Source organism: Sphingobium sp. LB126, assembly GCF_002795205.1.
GTDB lineage: Bacteria > Pseudomonadota > Alphaproteobacteria > Sphingomonadales > Sphingomonadaceae > Sphingobium > Sphingobium chungbukense.
On sequence record NZ_NETV01000001.1, the window covers coordinates 3,147,685 to 3,162,786 of the forward strand.

The window sequence follows — 15,102 nt, forward strand, 5'->3', positions numbered from 1 at the left end:
TCCGAGAGAAAATGCTCATGGGGAGACAGCGTCATGAAACAGCGCAGCTATCTCGCGCTTGAGGGCATCACCGTCGAATTTCCGACCAAGGCCGGGCGTTTCTGCGCGCTCGACGGGATCGATCTGGAGGTTGAGAAGGGCCAGTTCGTGGCGCTGATCGGCCATTCGGGCTGCGGCAAGTCGACGCTGCTCAATGCCGTGGCGGGGCTGGTCAAGCCGACGCGGGGCGCGATCTTCCTGGATGGGCAGGTCGTGGATGCGCCGGGGCCGGACCGGGCGGTGGTCTTCCAGGACCATAGCCTGCTGCCCTGGCTGACGGTCGAGGAGAATGTGCGGCTGGCGGTCGACAAGACGGCGGGCGGCAAGAACAAGGCCGAGCGCAAGGATTGGGTCATGCACAATCTGGAACTGGTCCAGATGGCCCATGCCGCGTCCAAACGTCCGGGCGAACTGTCCGGCGGCATGAAGCAGCGCGTCGGCATCGCCCGCGCCATCGCCATGAACCCGCGCGTCTTGCTGATGGACGAGCCCTTCGGCGCGCTCGACGCGCTGACGCGGGCGGCATTGCAGGATGTGGTCATGGATTTGCAGGCGCGGCTCAACAACACCGTGCTGATGATCACCCATGATGTGGATGAGGCCGTGCTGCTGGCCGACCGGGTGGTGATGATGACCAACGGCCCGGCGGCACGGATCGGAGAGGATCGGGCCGTATCGCTGGCGCGGCCGCGCAACCGGTTGGAGGCGATCGATACGGCTGAATATGCCGAGGCGCGATCGGCCGTGATCCACTTCCTGCACGAGCGCTACCGCAATCCGGCGACGCTCGCCGCCTGAACATCAAGACGATCCAGTTTGGAGAGGATGCTCTGGAAAGGCCCAAAACAGCCATCGGGAGCAAATGAAGGGGGATTTATGAAGAAGGTTTCTTTCCTGTTGTCGGCGTCGGCCTTGTCCGCAATCGCGGTGCCGGCACTGGCGCAGGATGTGGTGTTCAAACCGGTCGTCGAGGCGCGGCTACGTTATGAAACGGTCGATCAGGCCGGTCCGGCGCCGCTCACCAGCAGCCGCGACGCCAATGCGGTGACGATGCGGTTGCGCGCAGGCGGTGAGATTTCCAAGGGGCCGTTCGCTTTCCTGGCCGAAGGCGAAGGCACGCTGGCGATCGACGAGGATTATAATAGCGGCGTCAATGGGAAGACGCTCTATCCGATCGTCGCCGATCCGGAAAATGTCGAGCTGAACCGTTTGCAGCTTCAGTACCGCACCAAGCCGCTGATCGTGACGGTCGGCCGCCAGCGGATCAATCTGGACGACCAGCGTTTCGTCGGTTCGGTCGCCTGGCGGCAGAATGAGCAGACCTTCGATGCGGTGCGCGTCGAATATATGGGCGTCAAGAATCTGAAGGTCGACGTGACCTATGCGATTTCCGCCCGGACCATCTGGGGCATTGACGGCGGCAAGTTCGGCTCGGCCAACCGGCCGACGCAGATCGATGGCGACGATGTGTTCGCCAATGTCTCCTACAAGACCAAGCTGGGCACGCTGACCGGTTTTGCCTATCTGGTCGACGAGGATGAGGCGGTCGTCGCGCTGCGCCGGAACAGCAGTCAGACCTATGGTGCGCGTTTCGTGGGCGCCCTGCCGTTCACGAAGAAGGTGAAGCTCAGCTACCTCGCCAGCTATGCCCGGCAGAGCGACTATGCGACCAATCCGGTGCATTATTCGGCCGACTATGTCGCGGCAGAACTGGGGCTGGACGTCGCCGCGTTCAAGCTGACGGGCGGCTATGAACTGCTGGGGTCCGACGCGGGGGCCACCGGGATTGCGGGCGGCTTCGCCTTCCAGACGCCTTTTGCGACGCTGCACAAGTTCAATGGCTGGGCGGACAAGTTCCTGACCACGCCGGGCACCGGTATCCAGGACTATTATGCCGGGATTGGTTATACAGTGCCGAAGATCGGAAAGGCGGGGCCGCTGGTGGCGTCCTTCACCTTCCACCATTTCAGCAGCGACCGGCTGTCGATCCATTATGGCGACGAATATAATGCGCAGGTCACGATGAAGCTGAACAAGCATCTGAGCGCGCTGATCAAATATGCCGATTATGAGCGCAAGGGGATCGCCAGCTTCACCGGTGATGCCGATACGAAGAAATTCTGGGCGCAGATCGATTACGCCCTCTGATATGTGACGGCGGCCAAGGCCGCGCGCTACAGCAATGCCATCGCTGCCGGAAGGAGCCGGCGGCGGTGGCATTTCGCTTTTTCAGGATGGTGGTCGGGGAGACAGGATTCGAACCTGCGACATCCTGCTCCCAAAGCAGGCGCGCTACCAGACTGCGCTACTCCCCGGCGCTTGCGGGCCTTAGCGGTGAAGCATGTCCCCCGTCAATCAGGGTTTTGCGCGACATGCATCGGCTTTGACCAAATAAAAAGGGCGGACCGTCCCAGACGATCCGCCCTTTCGAAAATCTCGCTGACGCGAAGATTACTTGGCGTTGGCGGCGTTGCCAGCAACGTTTGCAGCATTCGCGGCGTTGTCAGCAGCGTTCGCGGCGTTGTCGGCAGCGTTAGCAGCGTTTTCGACAACGTTCTCGACAACAGCGTTCGAAGCGTTCGCGGTCTCGTTGGCCGGCTTCTCACCGCAAGCGGCCAGGGCCAGCAGGCCGGCCGAAGCGAAAACAACAGCGATCTTCTTCATTGTGTACGGCTCCCATAGCATTTTGCCGCGTCAGACACGTTAAATTCGTGACCTACGCGAGCGACCCGCATTAACGTGTGCGCTGCACAAATCAATGCTTTTCTGCGTCGGTGAAGCGACAGAATCACGCGACAAGCAGTTGTCTACAATAAAAGTTCAGTTAACGCCTAGCGATTCCGGCGCATTTGCGATTTCGAAAAGTGCGACCGCCCAGGCCGCAACATTCTGTTGCAGTTGCGCCGGATCGATCTTGTCCAGCGTATCGTCGGGCGTGTGATGAATGTCGAAATAGCGCGTGCCGTCCTGCTGGAGATCGACCACGGGGACACCCGCCTTCACCAGCGGTTCGATGTCGGAACCTCCTCCCGCGGGCAGGCGGCTGGCGCCGATGCCGAGCGGCGCAAGGCCCGCGATGATGCGGCGGGCCAGGGCGTCGTGGTTCTGCGGAAGCTTGAAATCGACGCGCCACACACGATCGGCGCCGAAGTCCGATTCCATCGCCATGGCGTGAGGCTCCCTACCATGGGCGTCATAATAGGCACGGCCGCCATTGCCGCCGACTTCTTCCGCGCCGGCCATCAATATGCGGATGGTACGGCGGAGCGGCCCGCCCTTGGCCGCCTGGAGCGCGGCGGCCGCGACGATGCCGCAACCCGCGCCGTCGTCGATCGCTCCGGTGCCCTGATCCCAACTGTCGAGGTGGCAGGCGGCGACGACGACGCCTGCCTTGGGGTCGCCGCCCGGGATTTCGGCGACGACATTGCCCGACGGCTGGTCCTTCAGCATCTTGGAGGTAAGCGTCAGGTGCAGCCGGACCGGCTGGCCGCGCGCGACCATGCGGGCAAGCTGTTCGGCATCGGGCACGCTGAGCGCGGCAGCGGGAATGGGCTTCACGCCATCGGCCCACATCTGCACGCCCGTATGCGGCTGGCGATGATTGTCGGTGCCGATGGAGCGGATCAGGATGGCGATGGCGCCTTTTTTGGAAGCGATGCTCGGTCCCTGACGGCGGGTGGCGCCGAACGTGCCGTAGGAACTGCCGTCCTGGGTCGCGTGCATAGCGTGGCTGACGAAGACGATATTGCCCTTGAGGCTGGCTTCGGGGGCGGCTTCGAGGTCGGCCAGTGTCGGGAAATAGACGACTTCGCCGTCAATGCCCTTTTCCGGGGTGGAAGCGCTGTTGCCGAGCGCGGCGAGGACCAGATTTTGCGGAAAGGGTGAAATCACGCGGGCTTCATCACGGCCGCGTAGCCAGACGGGCATGGTGTAGGGTTCGACGCGGACATTGGAGAAGCCGAGGCTCTTGAGCTTCGCCACGGCCCAGTCGCGGGCGCGCGCCTCCTGCGGGGTGCCGGCGGGGCGGGGACCGACTTCGGTGGTGAGGCCCTCGGTGAAATCCATCGCGACCGTGTCCGCCAAGGCGGTTACGCGAATCGTCTCGACGCTGGACGGCGCGGCCAGGAGGGAGGAGGGGGTGGAGATGCTGCCGAGGAGAAGGGCGGCGAGCGTGCCCGATCGGATTTTCTGCATGGATGAAGGCTTAGCGGGCCATCCCCCATTTGCCAACGCGTTCCGCCTCCGCTAACCCGGCGCCAATTTCCAACGATTGTCCTTTCGGAGCTGCTTCAAGCCATGTCCGCCTCGTCCCAATACGCCTTCGTCATGAAGAGCATGACCAAGAGCTTTCCCGGCGCCCCCAAGCCGGTGCTCAACCAGATCAACCTGCAATTCTATCGCGGGGCGAAGATCGGCATCGTCGGCCCCAACGGCGCGGGCAAGTCGACCCTGATGAAGATCATGGCCGGCATCGACACGGATTATAGCGGTGAGGCCTGGCCGGGCGAGAATATCTCGGTCGGCTATCTGCCGCAGGAGCCCCAACTCGACCCGAGCAAGACGGTGCTGGAAAACGTCAAGGACGGCGCGCGGGAAATCGCCGACAAGCTGGACCGCTTCAACGAGATCAGCATGATTATGGCCGATCCGCCGGAAGACGTCGATTTCGACGCGCTCATGGAGGAAATGGGCACGTTGCAGGAGCAGATCGACGCCGTGGACGGCTGGACGCTCGACAACCAGCTTGAGATCGCGATGGAAGCGTTGCGCTGCCCGCCTTCGGACTGGCCGGTCGACAGCCTTTCGGGCGGTGAAAAGCGCCGCATCGCGCTCACTCGCCTGCTGATCCAGAAGCCGGACATCCTGCTGCTCGACGAACCGACCAACCATCTGGATGCCGAGAGCGTCGAGTGGCTGGAAAATCACCTGAAGGAATATGCGGGCGCGGTGCTGATGATCACCCACGACCGCTACTTCCTCGACAATGTGGTCGGCTGGATCCTGGAACTCGATCGCGGGAAATATTTCCCCTATGAGGGCAACTACTCCACCTATCTGGAGAAGAAGGCCAAGCGCCTGGAGCAGGAAGACCGCGAGGCGACCGGCCGCCAGAAGGCGATCAACGACGAGCTGGAATGGATCAGGGCCGGGACCAAGGGCCGCCAGACCAAGTCCAAGGCGCGTATCAAGAAGTTCGAGGAACTGGTCGCCAGCCAGGAGAACCGCACGCCGGGCAAGGCGCAGATCGTCATCCAGGTGCCTGAGCGCCTGGGCGGCAAGGTGATCGAGGCGAAGAATATCAGCAAGGCCTATGGCGACAAGCTGCTGTTCGAGAACCTCTCCTTCATGCTGCCGCCGGGCGGCATCGTCGGCGTGATCGGGCCGAACGGCGCGGGCAAGTCGACCCTGTTCAAGCTGATCACCGGTCAGGAGCAGCCCGATTCGGGTGAGATCGATATCGGCTCGACGGTGCGGCTGGGCTATGTCGACCAGAGTCGCGATCATCTCGATGCCTCGAAGAATGTCTGGGAGGAAGTGTCCGACGGCCTCGACTATGTGAAGGTCAACGGCCACGACATGTCGACCCGTGCCTATGTTGGGGCCTTCAACTTCAAGGGGCAGGACCAGCAGAAGAATGTCGGCAAGCTGTCGGGTGGTGAGCGCAACCGCGTGCACATCGCCAAGATGCTGAAGAAGGGCGGCAATGTGCTGCTGCTCGACGAACCGACCAACGACCTTGACGTCGAAACGCTGGCGGCGCTGGAAGAAGCCATCGAGAATTTCGCGGGCTGCGCCGTGGTGATCAGCCACGACCGCTTCTTCCTCGACCGTCTGGCGACTCACATCCTGGCGTTCGAGGGTGACAGCCATGTCGAATGGTTCGAGGGCAATTTCGAAATGTATGAGGAAGACAAGCGTCGCCGTCTGGGCGATGCGGCGGACCGTCCTACGCGGTTGGCATATAAGAAATTGACCCGCTGATTTGCATGGTGCGATGCGGAGACAAGGAACGGCTTGCAATGGTTGCAATCCTTGCTCCGCATTTCGCACTTGCAATATAATATATTGCGATGCACATAGAGAGGGCCTTTCAGGCATCCTCTCCTAAAACTTTCAGGCCGGTCCCTATGGGATCGGCCTTTTTTGCGCCATGGGAGGGGGTGGAATGTTTTGGTCAACAGGGGACGTGGGTCCTTCCCCTCCCCTGAAGGGGAGGGGCTTAATGGCAGCAATCCACCCATTCCCGCCGCAAGCCGCGATGGCGGCGCCAATCAGCAGGTCGGCCGCTTCTGGAAGGATGTGAGTTCCTCGACATCGATGACCGTGGCATCGATCCGCGCCACATGCGCTGCGGGAGGACCTTCATGAGCCAGGCTGATGAACCGCTCGACCGCCTGCTCCGCCCCTTCCACCAGCGCTTCGACGCTGCCGTCCATACGGTTGCGGACCCAGCCTGCAAGGCCGAGCCCACTCGCCGTTTCCACGGTCCAATTGCGGTAGAACACACCCTGCACCCGCCCGAGGATCATCAGATGGCGGGCCACGACAGCCATCAATGCACCCGCTTGATCCAGGTCTGGCCGTCGCGGCTTTCCACCTTGAAATTCTTGATGGAGCGGACGAGGTCGGACAGCCGCTTGAAGCCGTAGTTGCGCGTGTCGAAGCTGGAGCGGTTGCCGGCGAGCTGGCCGACTTCGCTGAGGCGGGCGAAACCCTGATCGTCGCGCTTCACGGCGTTATAGGCATCCACCAGCAGATTGACGAGATCGGGGGCAACCTCCGCGCCGTCGGTCTTGCCGTCCGGGTTTGCGTCGGGCTCCTCAGGCTCGACCGGCGCCTCCCGCGCGCTTGTCAGCGCGCCGACGTCAATGAAGCGGGTGCAGGCGCTGCGGAAGGCCTGGGGCGTGTTGGCCGATCCAAAGCCATAGACCGGAATGCCCTCCTGCCGGATGCGCGTCACCAGCGGGGTGAAGTCGCTGTCGCTCGACATCAGGCCGAAGCCGGTGACGCGGCCGCTCGCCATCAGATCCATGGCGTCGATCGTCATCTTCATGTCGGTCGCGTTCTTGCCCTTGGTAAGGTCGAACTGCTGCTGTGTCTCTATCGCCTGCGTCACCGCCTGGCTGGCCCAGCCCTTGAGCGCGGGCTTGCTCCAATTGCCATAGGCGCGGCGGATATTGACGGTGCCCAGTTCCGCCAGAACGGTCAGCACCGGGTCGAAATGGTCGGCGGAAGCATTGTCGGCGTCGATCAGCAGGGCGACATTGCCGCTGGGGATCGGCGCCGTCATGTCAGGCGTCCTGCGGAGCCGGGTGGAATTCGCCGCTCGTCTCATCCAGCAAATGAAGCTGGCCATCGGCGATGGCGAAGAAGGCGCCGATCAGCTTGACCTCGCCAGTGCGTTCCTTGGCGCGGACGCAGGGGAAAGTACGCAGATTGGCCAGGCTGACCTTCACCCCTTCCTGCTCCATGGCGCGTTCGGCATTTCGGCCCTGATCGTCGCCGAAGCGTTCCACGACCTTTTCCCGCGCTTCGTCGAGCAGTTCGATCCAGTTGTGGATGAACCCGCCTTCGCCCGGAGGCGCGTCCTTCAGCGCCTGGCTGAGCGCCGCCTTGCAGCCGCCGCACTTGCCATGGCCCATGACGACGATTTCACCCACCTTGAGCACCTGGACCGCGAATTCCAGCGCGGCGGACACGCCATGGCGGCCGGGATTGGTTTCGAAGGGCGGCACCAGCGCGGCCACGTTGCGGACAACGAAGATTTCGCCAGGGCTGGTATCGAAAATCTGTGCCGGATCGACTCGGCTGTCGGAGCAGGCGATGACCATGACGCGCGGGCTTTGCCCTTCATTGAGATCGTCCCATCGCTCGCGCTGCTGCGTCCAGCCGGTATTGCGGAAACGGCGATAGCCAGCGAGCATGTCGGCGAAATCAGTCATGCGCTGTCCTGTGCCCAACAATGATGGGGCTGGCAAGAGCGAGCTTGCATCGCTATTTGGGGCGCATGACCGATATCGCCCCGATCCCCGACAATCGTTCCGCCAACCGTCCCGAACGCGTCCGCAAGCCCGACTGGATTCGCGTGAAGGCGCCGACCAGCCCGGGCTATCACGAGACCCGCAAGCTGATGCGGGCGAAGGGGCTGGCGACGGTGTGCGAGGAGGCGGCCTGTCCCAATATCGGGGAATGCTGGACCAAGAAGCACGCTACCGTGATGATTTTGGGCGATGTCTGCACGCGGGCCTGCGCCTTCTGCAACGTCAAGACCGGCATGCCGCGCAAGGTCGATCCCAATGAGCCGCAGAATCTGGCCGATGCCTGCGCGGAAATGGGGCTGGAGCATATCGTCATCACCTCGGTCGACCGCGACGACCTGCCCGATGGCGGCGCGTCGCAGTTCGTGAAGGTGATAGAGGCGCTGCGGCGCACGACTCCGGACACGACGATCGAAATCCTGACGCCCGACTTCCGCAACAAGCATGAGCGGGCGGTCGAGATGATCGTCGCGGCGCGGCCGGACGTCTATAATCACAATCTGGAGACGGTGCCCCGTCTCTATCCGACCATTCGGCCCGGTGCGCGCTATTATGCCTCGCTGCGGCTGCTGGAGACGGTGAAGAAGCTCGACCCGTCGATCTTCACCAAGTCCGGCATCATGCTCGGGCTGGGCGAGGAGCGGCTGGAGGTCCATCAGGTGATGGACGACATGCGTTCTGCCGACATCGATTTCCTGACCATGGGGCAATATCTTCAGCCCACGCCCAAACATGCCAAGGTCATGGAATTCGTGACGCCGGCGGCGTTCAACGCCTATGCTGCGATCGCACGGGCCAAGGGTTTCCTTCAAGTGGCTTCCAGTCCGCTGACCCGCTCCAGCTATCATGCGGGCAAGGATTTCGCCGAGATGCGCGCCGCCCGCGAGGCCCAATTGGCGAAGGCTGCCAAGTAGATCGATGCCCAAGCATAACGAGACAAGGCCGCTGCCCTATACACCGGAACAGATGTTCGACCTCGTGGCGAATGTCGAAGCCTATCCCGCATTCCTGCCCTGGGTCAGCGCCATCCGCGTCCGGTCCGACAGCGAATCCGAAATGGTCGCGGACATGATCGTCGGGTTCAAGGGCATCAAGGAAAGCTTCACGTCCCGCGTCCATAAGCATCGGCCGGATCATGTCCGCGTCGATTATCTCGACGGGCCGTTGAAGCACCTCCACAATGAATGGAGTTTCCGCGACGACGGCAAGGACGGCGTGCTGGTGGATTTCGAAGTCGAGTTCGAATTCAAGAGCAAGCTGTTCGAAATGCTGGCGGGCCAGGTGTTCGACAAGGCGCTGCGCAAGATGATCGGCGCGTTCGAGACCCGCGCGGCGGAACTTTACGGCGCGGGCGAGTCGGGCAGCAGCAGTTCGAGTGCGCAGAGCGCCGCCTGAAGGCGAACGCCGCCCCGGCCATTATCCTCGAAATGATGCATGTCGGCCACGACCTTGTCGGGGCTGCCGCCGCGTTCTGCACGGGCGAAGACCACGGTACCGACAGGCTTTTGTTCCGATCCGCCGCCGGGACCGGCAATGCCGGTGATGGCGACCGCGACATTGGCGTGGCTCTTGATGAGCGCGCCCTGCGCCATCGCCCAGGCGGTGGCGATGGAAACCGCGCCGAAGGTTTCGATGACATCTTGCGACACTTTGAGCAGTTCGCTCTTCATGTCATTGGAATAGGTGATGAATCCGGCTTCGAACACCTCCGACGATCCGGCGATTTCGGTGAGCGCCGCGGAGACGAGGCCACCCGTGCAGCTTTCCGCCACGGCAATGGTCCGACCAGCGCGGCGATTGGCGATGATGACGCGCTCGGCAAGGTCGACAAGCGGCGCGGGAAGGATGCTGTCGGGCATGGCGTCAGGATAGCGCGGGGAGGGAGAGGGTGGCAACAGCCTGTGCGGCAATGCCTTCGCCACGGCCCGCGAAGCCCAGTCGCTCGGTGGTGGTCGCCTTCACGCTCACCCGATCAAGCGAAAGGGCAAGGATTTCCGCGATGCGCGCGCGCATGGCGTCGCGATGCGGACCGATCTTGGGCGCCTCACAGATGATCGTCAGGTCGATATGCTCAATGATGCCGTCCCGTTTCGCGACACGATCGGCGGCATATTCCAGGAATCGGGCGGAGGCGACTCCGCGCCATTGCGGATCGCTGGGCGGGAAATGGCTGCCGATATCCCCTTCGGCCAGCGCTCCCAGCAGCGCGTCTACGAGCGCGTGGAGTGCCACGTCGGCATCGCTGTGGCCGGAAAGGCCGCGATCATGGGGTATCCGGATGCCGCCCAGCCAAAGCTCTTCCCGGTCGGCCAGGCGGTGCACGTCATACCCCATGCCGACACGCGTGCTGCGGGTGACGCCAAGGCCGCGCTCGGCGCGGACGAAATCCTCTGGATAGGTCAATTTTTCCAGCCTTTCATCGCCGGTCACAAGCAGGACGTCATGACCCTGATGCCGGACGATCTGCGCGTCGTCGGTGGCTTCCCGCTGGCTGTCCCAGGCGCGGTGAGCCGAGAGCAGGGTGTCGAAATGGAAGGCCTGGGGCGTTTGCACCCGGGCGAGGGTATCGCGATCCACCGTGTCGTCTGCGCGGCCGTCCTGATGGCGGACGAGGGTGTCGGCGACCGGAAGCACGGGTATCGCGCCTGCCGCCTCATCCAGCGCGGAGAGCAGGCGATCGATGACGGCGGCGGGCAGGAAGGGGCGGGCGGCGTCATGGATGAGGATGCGTCCGGCTCCGCCCGAAGAGGCGATCTGTTCGAGTCCTGCGCGGACGGACCCCCGGCGGCTGTCCGCGCCCTCTACGATGGCGGCGATGGGGCGACCGGCGAGAGCGGTCATGGCGGCGGCTTCCTGCCCCGCGCCGACCACCACCGTCACGGAGTCGATGCCGGGATGGGCGATCAGGGCGTCGACGGCATGGGCAAGCACCGGCTTGCCGCCGATCATGCGAAATTGCTTGGGAGTCCCGCCGCCTGCGCGGTTTCCCTGTCCGGCTGCGACCAGCAATGCGACGGTTTTTTCTGTCATGGCGCGCCTGTATCGCAGGGCGGGCCGGATCGCCAGACCTGCATTGCTTGCCGAAAGGGGCGATTTCGGCTAAGGGCTGCCTGTTTTTTAGGCACTGCCGGATTGATGACGAGTTGATGACGAAGCTTTCCCCGATTTCCGTTGGTCCGGTGACGATTGACATGCCGGTCGTGCTGGCGCCGATGACGGGCGTGACGGATATGCCGTTCCGCACGCTGGTGCGGCGCTATGGCTCGGGCCTCAACGTGACGGAGATGATCGCGACCGCCGCGATGATCCGGGAAACGCGGCAGTCGCTGCAAAAGGCCGCCTGGCATCCGCTGGAAGAGCCGGTGTCGATGCAGCTTGCGGGCTGTTCGCCCGGGGAGATGGCGGAAGCGGCGAAGCTCAATGCCGATCGGGGCGCTGCGATCATCGACATCAACATGGGCTGTCCGGTGAAGAAGGTCGTCAACGGCGATGCGGGCAGCGCCCTGATGCGCGACCTGCCGCTGGCGGCATCGCTGATCGAGGCGACGGTCAAGGCCGTCGACGTGCCCGTCACCGTCAAGATGCGCATGGGTTGGGACCATGCCAGCCTGAACGCGCCGGAACTGGCGCGGATCGCGGAGGATCTGGGCGCGAAGATGATCACTGTCCACGGCCGCACCCGTTGCCAGATGTACAAGGGGTCGGCGGACTGGGCCTTCGTGCGCGGCGTCAAGGAGGCGGTGTCGCTGCCGGTGATCGTCAATGGCGACATCTGCTCCATCGATGACGCGGAAACGGCGCTGGAACAGAGCGGCGCGGACGGCGTGATGATCGGGCGCGGTGCCTATGGGCGGCCCTGGCTGATCGGGCAGGTGATGCACTGGTTCCGCACGGGTGAGCGGCTGGCCGATCCCGCGCTGGAAGAGCAATATCGCGTGATCGTGGAACATTATCGCGCGATGATCGACCATTATGACGGCCTGACCGGCGTCAACATGGCGCGCAAGCATATCGGCTGGTACACCAAGGGCCTGCCGGGTTCGGCCGAGTTCCGCAATGCGGTGAACCAGGAGCCGGACGGCGACGTCGTGCTCGACATGCTGGAGCGTTTCTACGAACCGCTGATCGCCGACGAAGGGCCGGTCGAGACACGCAAGGCGGCATGACGGCGGATATGTCGACCATCCCGTCGCTTCGACCGCAACAGGATGGACCTTCGCTTTCGGAACTGATGACGGCGCTGCCGGTGGCGACGCTGGTGATCCGGCCGGACAACAGCATCGCCGACGCCAATGTGCGGGCCGAAACGCTGCTCAACATGGCGCGGTCCGCCATTGTCGGCAGCGATATCGCGCGGACCATCCGCATGGCGGAAATGGGTGCGCGCTTCGATATCTGGCACAGCAACAAGCCGATCTCCGCCTATGACATCCGCGTCCATGCCGGGCGGACGGCGGAGATGGAGGTCGACCTCATGATCTCCCCCATAGTGGATCATGAAGGCTGGCGCGTGGTGTCGATCCACACGCAGAGCCAGGCTCGCAAGATCGGGCATCGGGGCACGGCCGGCGGCGCGCGTTCGGCCATCGGGGCGGCGGCGATCCTGGCGCATGAGATCAAGAATCCGTTGTCCGGCATCAGGGGCGCGGCGCAATTGCTGGAATCCGGCAATGAGGGCCGGGACCAGGCCTTGACGCAGCTCATCTGCAACGAGGTGGATCGCATTGCGGCGCTGATCGATCGGATGCAGGATTTCACCACCGACCGGACGCTGGAATGCCGCAGCGGCAATATCTATCCGCTGATCGACCGCGCGGCCGATATCGCGGCCGCCGGATTTGCCAAAAATATCCGTATCAAAAAGAGTTACGACCCATCCCTGCCATTTGCCAACATCAATGACGATGCGCTGGTCCAGGTGATGATCAACCTGCTCAAAAATGCCGCCGAGGCACTGGAGCATACGGAAAAGCCGCGTATCCGGGTGGAGACCGCTTTCCGTCACGGCGTTTCGGTGGTGGTCGGCAAGGGCAAGGGCAGCGCGGTGCTTCCGATCGAGATTTTGGTGATCGACAATGGGCCGGGTGTGCCGGAACATATTCTGGATCACCTGTTCAATCCCTTCATCACCGGGCGGCGGGACGGAACGGGTTTGGGCCTTGCACTGGTGGACAAGTTGGTCCGGGACATGAACGGGTTCGTGCAATATTCGCGCGATGGGCAAGTGGGGGAATCCACCTTCCGTATCCTGCTGCCGATGGGAATGGGTTGATGACGGCGAGGCAATGGCGGTGACGGGCGCGATTCTGGTGGTGGATGACGATCCGGCGATCTGCGTGGTCGTCGGCGAAGCACTGCGGCGGCAGGGGCACAGGGTCAAGACGGCCGGATCGATCCGGGAACGCAGCGCCTTGCTGGAGAGCTTCTCGCCCGATGTGCTGATCACCGACGTCATGCTGCCTGACGGCGACGGGCTGGACGGCATTGCCGGGATATTGGAGCGCCGGCCCGCGCTCAGTGTCATCATCCTGTCGGCGCAGAACACGTTGAACACCGCGATCCGGGCAACCGAAAAGGGTGCGTTCGAATATCTGCCCAAGCCGTTCGATCTCAATGAACTGACCCGGGCGGTTTCGGACGCGCTGGGTTCCCGGAAGAATGTCGATGAGGGCGCTGCCGATGCGGGGTTGCCGCACGACGGCCTGCCGCTGGTGGGGCGCTCCCCGGCGATGCAGGAGGTCTATCGGACGATTGCGCGGGTGCTGTCGAACGATCTCAGCATATTGGTGCTGGGCGAGTCCGGCACGGGCAAGGAATTGGTGGCGGAGGCGATCCACAGCCTGGGCCAGCGGCGGACCAAGCCCTTCGTCCCGATCAACATGGCCGCTATCCCGCGCGAACTGATCGAGGCGGAGCTGTTCGGCTATGAGAAGGGGGCCTTTACCGGCGCTCATGCGCGGACCGCGGGCAAGTTCGAACAGGCACAGGGCGGCACGCTGTTCCTCGACGAAATCGGCGACATGCCGATGGAGGCGCAGACGCGCCTGCTGCGCGTGCTGCAATCGGGAGAGGTCACGACCGTCGGCGGATCGAAATCGGTGAAGGTCAATGTCCGCATCATCGCGGCCACCAACAAGGAACTGCCGAAGCTGATCGAGGAGAATCGCTTCCGGCAGGATCTCTATTATCGCCTGAATGTCGTGCCGATCGCCTTGCCCGCGCTGCGCGAGCGGCGGGAGGACGTCATCCTGCTGGCCCGGCATTTCCTGGACCGGGCGGCGCAGGAGGGGCTGCCACGAAAATCATTGTCGGAGGAGGCAGCGCAATTGCTGATGGCCTATCACTGGCCGGGCAATGTGCGCGAGTTGCAGAATCTGATGCAGCGCCTCGCGGTTCTCAGCCGCGAAAATGTGATCACGGCGGAAATCCTGCGCAACAGCCTGCCGCTGGACGCGGTGCCCGCCGATCATGGCGCGCCGGCCGATCTGCTGGCGCAGGCCGTGCGGGAATGGGCGAAGCGGCAATTGGGCGTCGGCCTGACCCAGCCCAACCGCAACCTGCATGACGACCTATTGGCGGTGGTCGAGCCGATCCTGTTCCAGGAAACATTGGCCAGTGTCGATGGCAACCAGATTCGCGCCGCTGGCCTGTTGGGGATCAACCGTAACACGCTGCGCAAGAAGCTGACCGATTATGGACTCGACCCCTTGCAGCTTCGGATCAGCGACTAGAGCATCGTGCGCAAAGTGGGAACCGGTTTTGCGCTTAAAACGATGCGACAACAAAAACTTAGAGCGCGCGGCTTGCGTACGATTTAACGCAGCGCGCTCTAGTGTGGTGGATTTGAAATACGCCTCATCATAGCGGCCAGGTGGGGAGCGTATTTCAAATCCATAAACCACACGAGAATCATATATTTGCTAGTGACCCTGGCGAATCTGAAGTTCGTTCAGCGCTGGCCCAACAGTGTGACGAACTTCAGATTCGGGTCACCAGGAACCCGACAAGACGAGCCGATCGCTCT

General features: G+C 63.0%; 15 protein-coding genes and 1 tRNA gene. 8 read left to right on the forward strand and 8 right to left on the reverse strand.

The window, feature by feature from the left end:
• Positions 1-33 precede the first annotated feature (33 nt).
• Both CAF53_RS15430 and CAF53_RS15435 read left to right on the forward strand, forming a co-directional pair.
• Positions 34-837 (forward strand): ABC transporter ATP-binding protein, encoded by an 804-nt coding sequence (locus CAF53_RS15430; protein WP_046762801.1) that lies wholly within the window; start codon positions 34-36, stop codon positions 835-837.
• A gap of 78 nt (positions 838-915) precedes the next feature.
• Entirely contained in the window at positions 916-2,187 is a 1,272-nt protein-coding gene (locus CAF53_RS15435; RefSeq protein ID WP_100238536.1) for an alginate export family protein, read from the forward strand.
• A 90-nt stretch (positions 2,188-2,277) separates the two neighbouring features.
• On the opposite strand, the gene CAF53_RS15440 is transcribed toward CAF53_RS15435, so the two are convergent.
• From CAF53_RS15440 to CAF53_RS15450, 3 genes are all read right to left on the reverse strand, one after another.
• Positions 2,278-2,354, reverse strand: a tRNA-Pro gene (locus tag CAF53_RS15440).
• A gap of 136 nt (positions 2,355-2,490) precedes the next feature.
• Positions 2,491-2,703 carry a hypothetical protein gene (locus CAF53_RS15445; protein WP_046762803.1) on the reverse strand — a complete coding sequence of 71 codons (213 nt, stop codon included), beginning with the start codon at positions 2,701-2,703 and terminating at the stop codon, positions 2,491-2,493.
• Between the two features lie 156 nt (positions 2,704-2,859).
• Positions 2,860-4,233, reverse strand: a complete 1,374-nt coding sequence (locus CAF53_RS15450) for a M28 family peptidase (RefSeq protein ID WP_100238537.1) — start codon at positions 4,231-4,233, stop codon at positions 2,860-2,862.
• Between the two features lie 102 nt (positions 4,234-4,335).
• Here CAF53_RS15450 and ettA point away from each other — a divergent pair, with 102 nt between their 5' ends.
• On the forward strand, positions 4,336-6,021 hold the full coding sequence (gene ettA, locus CAF53_RS15455) for an energy-dependent translational throttle protein EttA (protein ID WP_046762805.1): 1,686 nt from the start codon (positions 4,336-4,338) through the stop codon (positions 6,019-6,021).
• A 290-nt stretch (positions 6,022-6,311) separates the two neighbouring features.
• On the opposite strand, the gene CAF53_RS15460 is transcribed toward ettA, so the two are convergent.
• Genes CAF53_RS15460 through CAF53_RS15470 form a run of 3 tightly spaced genes read right to left on the reverse strand, consistent with a single transcriptional unit; the run spans position 6,312 to position 7,982 of the window.
• Positions 6,312-6,593, reverse strand: coding sequence for an acylphosphatase (locus CAF53_RS15460; RefSeq protein ID WP_046762806.1), 282 nt, complete (start codon positions 6,591-6,593; stop codon positions 6,312-6,314).
• Positions 6,593-7,330, reverse strand: a complete 738-nt coding sequence (locus CAF53_RS15465) for an NYN domain-containing protein (RefSeq protein WP_046762807.1) — start codon at positions 7,328-7,330, stop codon at positions 6,593-6,595. Before CAF53_RS15465 ends, CAF53_RS15460 begins: the two co-directional genes overlap by 1 nt.
• A 1-nt stretch (position 7,331) precedes the next feature.
• Entirely contained in the window at positions 7,332-7,982 is a 651-nt protein-coding gene (locus CAF53_RS15470; protein ID WP_100238538.1) for a carbonic anhydrase, read from the reverse strand.
• A gap of 20 nt (positions 7,983-8,002) precedes the next feature.
• Here CAF53_RS15470 and lipA point away from each other — a divergent pair, with 20 nt between their 5' ends.
• Together lipA and CAF53_RS15480 are read left to right on the forward strand one after the other, a co-directional pair.
• The gene (lipA, locus tag CAF53_RS15475) at positions 8,003-8,992 is read left to right on the forward strand and encodes a lipoyl synthase (RefSeq protein ID WP_046762809.1); all 990 of its coding nucleotides are present in this window, start codon (positions 8,003-8,005) and stop codon (positions 8,990-8,992) included.
• A 4-nt stretch (positions 8,993-8,996) separates the two neighbouring features.
• On the forward strand, positions 8,997-9,473 hold the full coding sequence (locus tag CAF53_RS15480) for a type II toxin-antitoxin system RatA family toxin (protein WP_046762810.1): 477 nt from the start codon (positions 8,997-8,999) through the stop codon (positions 9,471-9,473).
• On the opposite strand, the gene CAF53_RS15485 is transcribed toward CAF53_RS15480, so the two are convergent.
• Positions 9,419-9,937, reverse strand: a complete 519-nt coding sequence (locus CAF53_RS15485; RefSeq protein WP_046762811.1) for a CinA family protein — start codon at positions 9,935-9,937, stop codon at positions 9,419-9,421. The genes CAF53_RS15480 and CAF53_RS15485 overlap by 55 nt on opposite strands.
• A 4-nt stretch (positions 9,938-9,941) precedes the next feature.
• Positions 9,942-11,108, reverse strand: coding sequence for a bifunctional 2-C-methyl-D-erythritol 4-phosphate cytidylyltransferase/2-C-methyl-D-erythritol 2,4-cyclodiphosphate synthase (locus tag CAF53_RS15490; protein ID WP_100238539.1), 1,167 nt, complete (start codon positions 11,106-11,108; stop codon positions 9,942-9,944).
• Between the two features lie 116 nt (positions 11,109-11,224).
• Here CAF53_RS15490 and dusB point away from each other — a divergent pair, with 116 nt between their 5' ends.
• From dusB to ntrC, 3 genes are read left to right on the forward strand one after another with little or no spacing between them, the layout of a single operon-like run.
• Positions 11,225-12,244 (forward strand): tRNA dihydrouridine synthase DusB, encoded by a 1,020-nt coding sequence (gene dusB, locus CAF53_RS15495; protein WP_100238540.1) that lies wholly within the window; start codon positions 11,225-11,227, stop codon positions 12,242-12,244.
• On the forward strand, positions 12,241-13,350 hold the full coding sequence (locus CAF53_RS15500) for an ATP-binding protein (protein ID WP_046762814.1): 1,110 nt from the start codon (positions 12,241-12,243) through the stop codon (positions 13,348-13,350). Before dusB ends, CAF53_RS15500 begins: the two co-directional genes overlap by 4 nt.
• 13 nt (positions 13,351-13,363) lie before the next feature.
• Positions 13,364-14,809, forward strand: coding sequence for a nitrogen regulation protein NR(I) (ntrC, locus tag CAF53_RS15505; RefSeq protein WP_046762815.1), 1,446 nt, complete (start codon positions 13,364-13,366; stop codon positions 14,807-14,809).
• Positions 14,810-15,102: the final 293 nt, after the last annotated feature.

Bases quoted from the DNA above. Each gene is read 5' to 3' on its own strand.
- CAF53_RS15430 (WP_046762801.1), top strand. From the start codon at position 34: ATGAAACAGCGCAGCTATCTCGCGCTTGAGGGCATCACCGTCGAATTT.
- CAF53_RS15435 (WP_100238536.1), top strand. From the start codon at position 916: ATGAAGAAGGTTTCTTTCCTGTTGTCGGCGTCGGCCTTGTCCGCAATC.
- CAF53_RS15445 (WP_046762803.1), bottom strand. From the start codon at position 2,703: ATGAAGAAGATCGCTGTTGTTTTCGCTTCGGCCGGCCTGCTGGCCCTG.
- CAF53_RS15450 (WP_100238537.1), bottom strand. From the start codon at position 4,233: ATGCAGAAAATCCGATCGGGCACGCTCGCCGCCCTTCTCCTCGGCAGC.
- ettA (WP_046762805.1), top strand. From the start codon at position 4,336: ATGTCCGCCTCGTCCCAATACGCCTTCGTCATGAAGAGCATGACCAAG.
- CAF53_RS15460 (WP_046762806.1), bottom strand. From the start codon at position 6,593: ATGGCTGTCGTGGCCCGCCATCTGATGATCCTCGGGCGGGTGCAGGGT.
- CAF53_RS15465 (WP_046762807.1), bottom strand. From the start codon at position 7,330: ATGACGGCGCCGATCCCCAGCGGCAATGTCGCCCTGCTGATCGACGCC.
- CAF53_RS15470 (WP_100238538.1), bottom strand. From the start codon at position 7,982: ATGACTGATTTCGCCGACATGCTCGCTGGCTATCGCCGTTTCCGCAAT.
- lipA (WP_046762809.1), top strand. From the start codon at position 8,003: ATGATGGGGCTGGCAAGAGCGAGCTTGCATCGCTATTTGGGGCGCATG.
- CAF53_RS15480 (WP_046762810.1), top strand. From the start codon at position 8,997: ATGCCCAAGCATAACGAGACAAGGCCGCTGCCCTATACACCGGAACAG.
- CAF53_RS15485 (WP_046762811.1), bottom strand. From the start codon at position 9,937: ATGCCCGACAGCATCCTTCCCGCGCCGCTTGTCGACCTTGCCGAGCGC.
- CAF53_RS15490 (WP_100238539.1), bottom strand. From the start codon at position 11,108: ATGACAGAAAAAACCGTCGCATTGCTGGTCGCAGCCGGACAGGGAAAC.
- dusB (WP_100238540.1), top strand. From the start codon at position 11,225: ATGACGAAGCTTTCCCCGATTTCCGTTGGTCCGGTGACGATTGACATG.
- CAF53_RS15500 (WP_046762814.1), top strand. From the start codon at position 12,241: ATGACGGCGGATATGTCGACCATCCCGTCGCTTCGACCGCAACAGGAT.
- ntrC (WP_046762815.1), top strand. From the start codon at position 13,364: ATGGCGGTGACGGGCGCGATTCTGGTGGTGGATGACGATCCGGCGATC.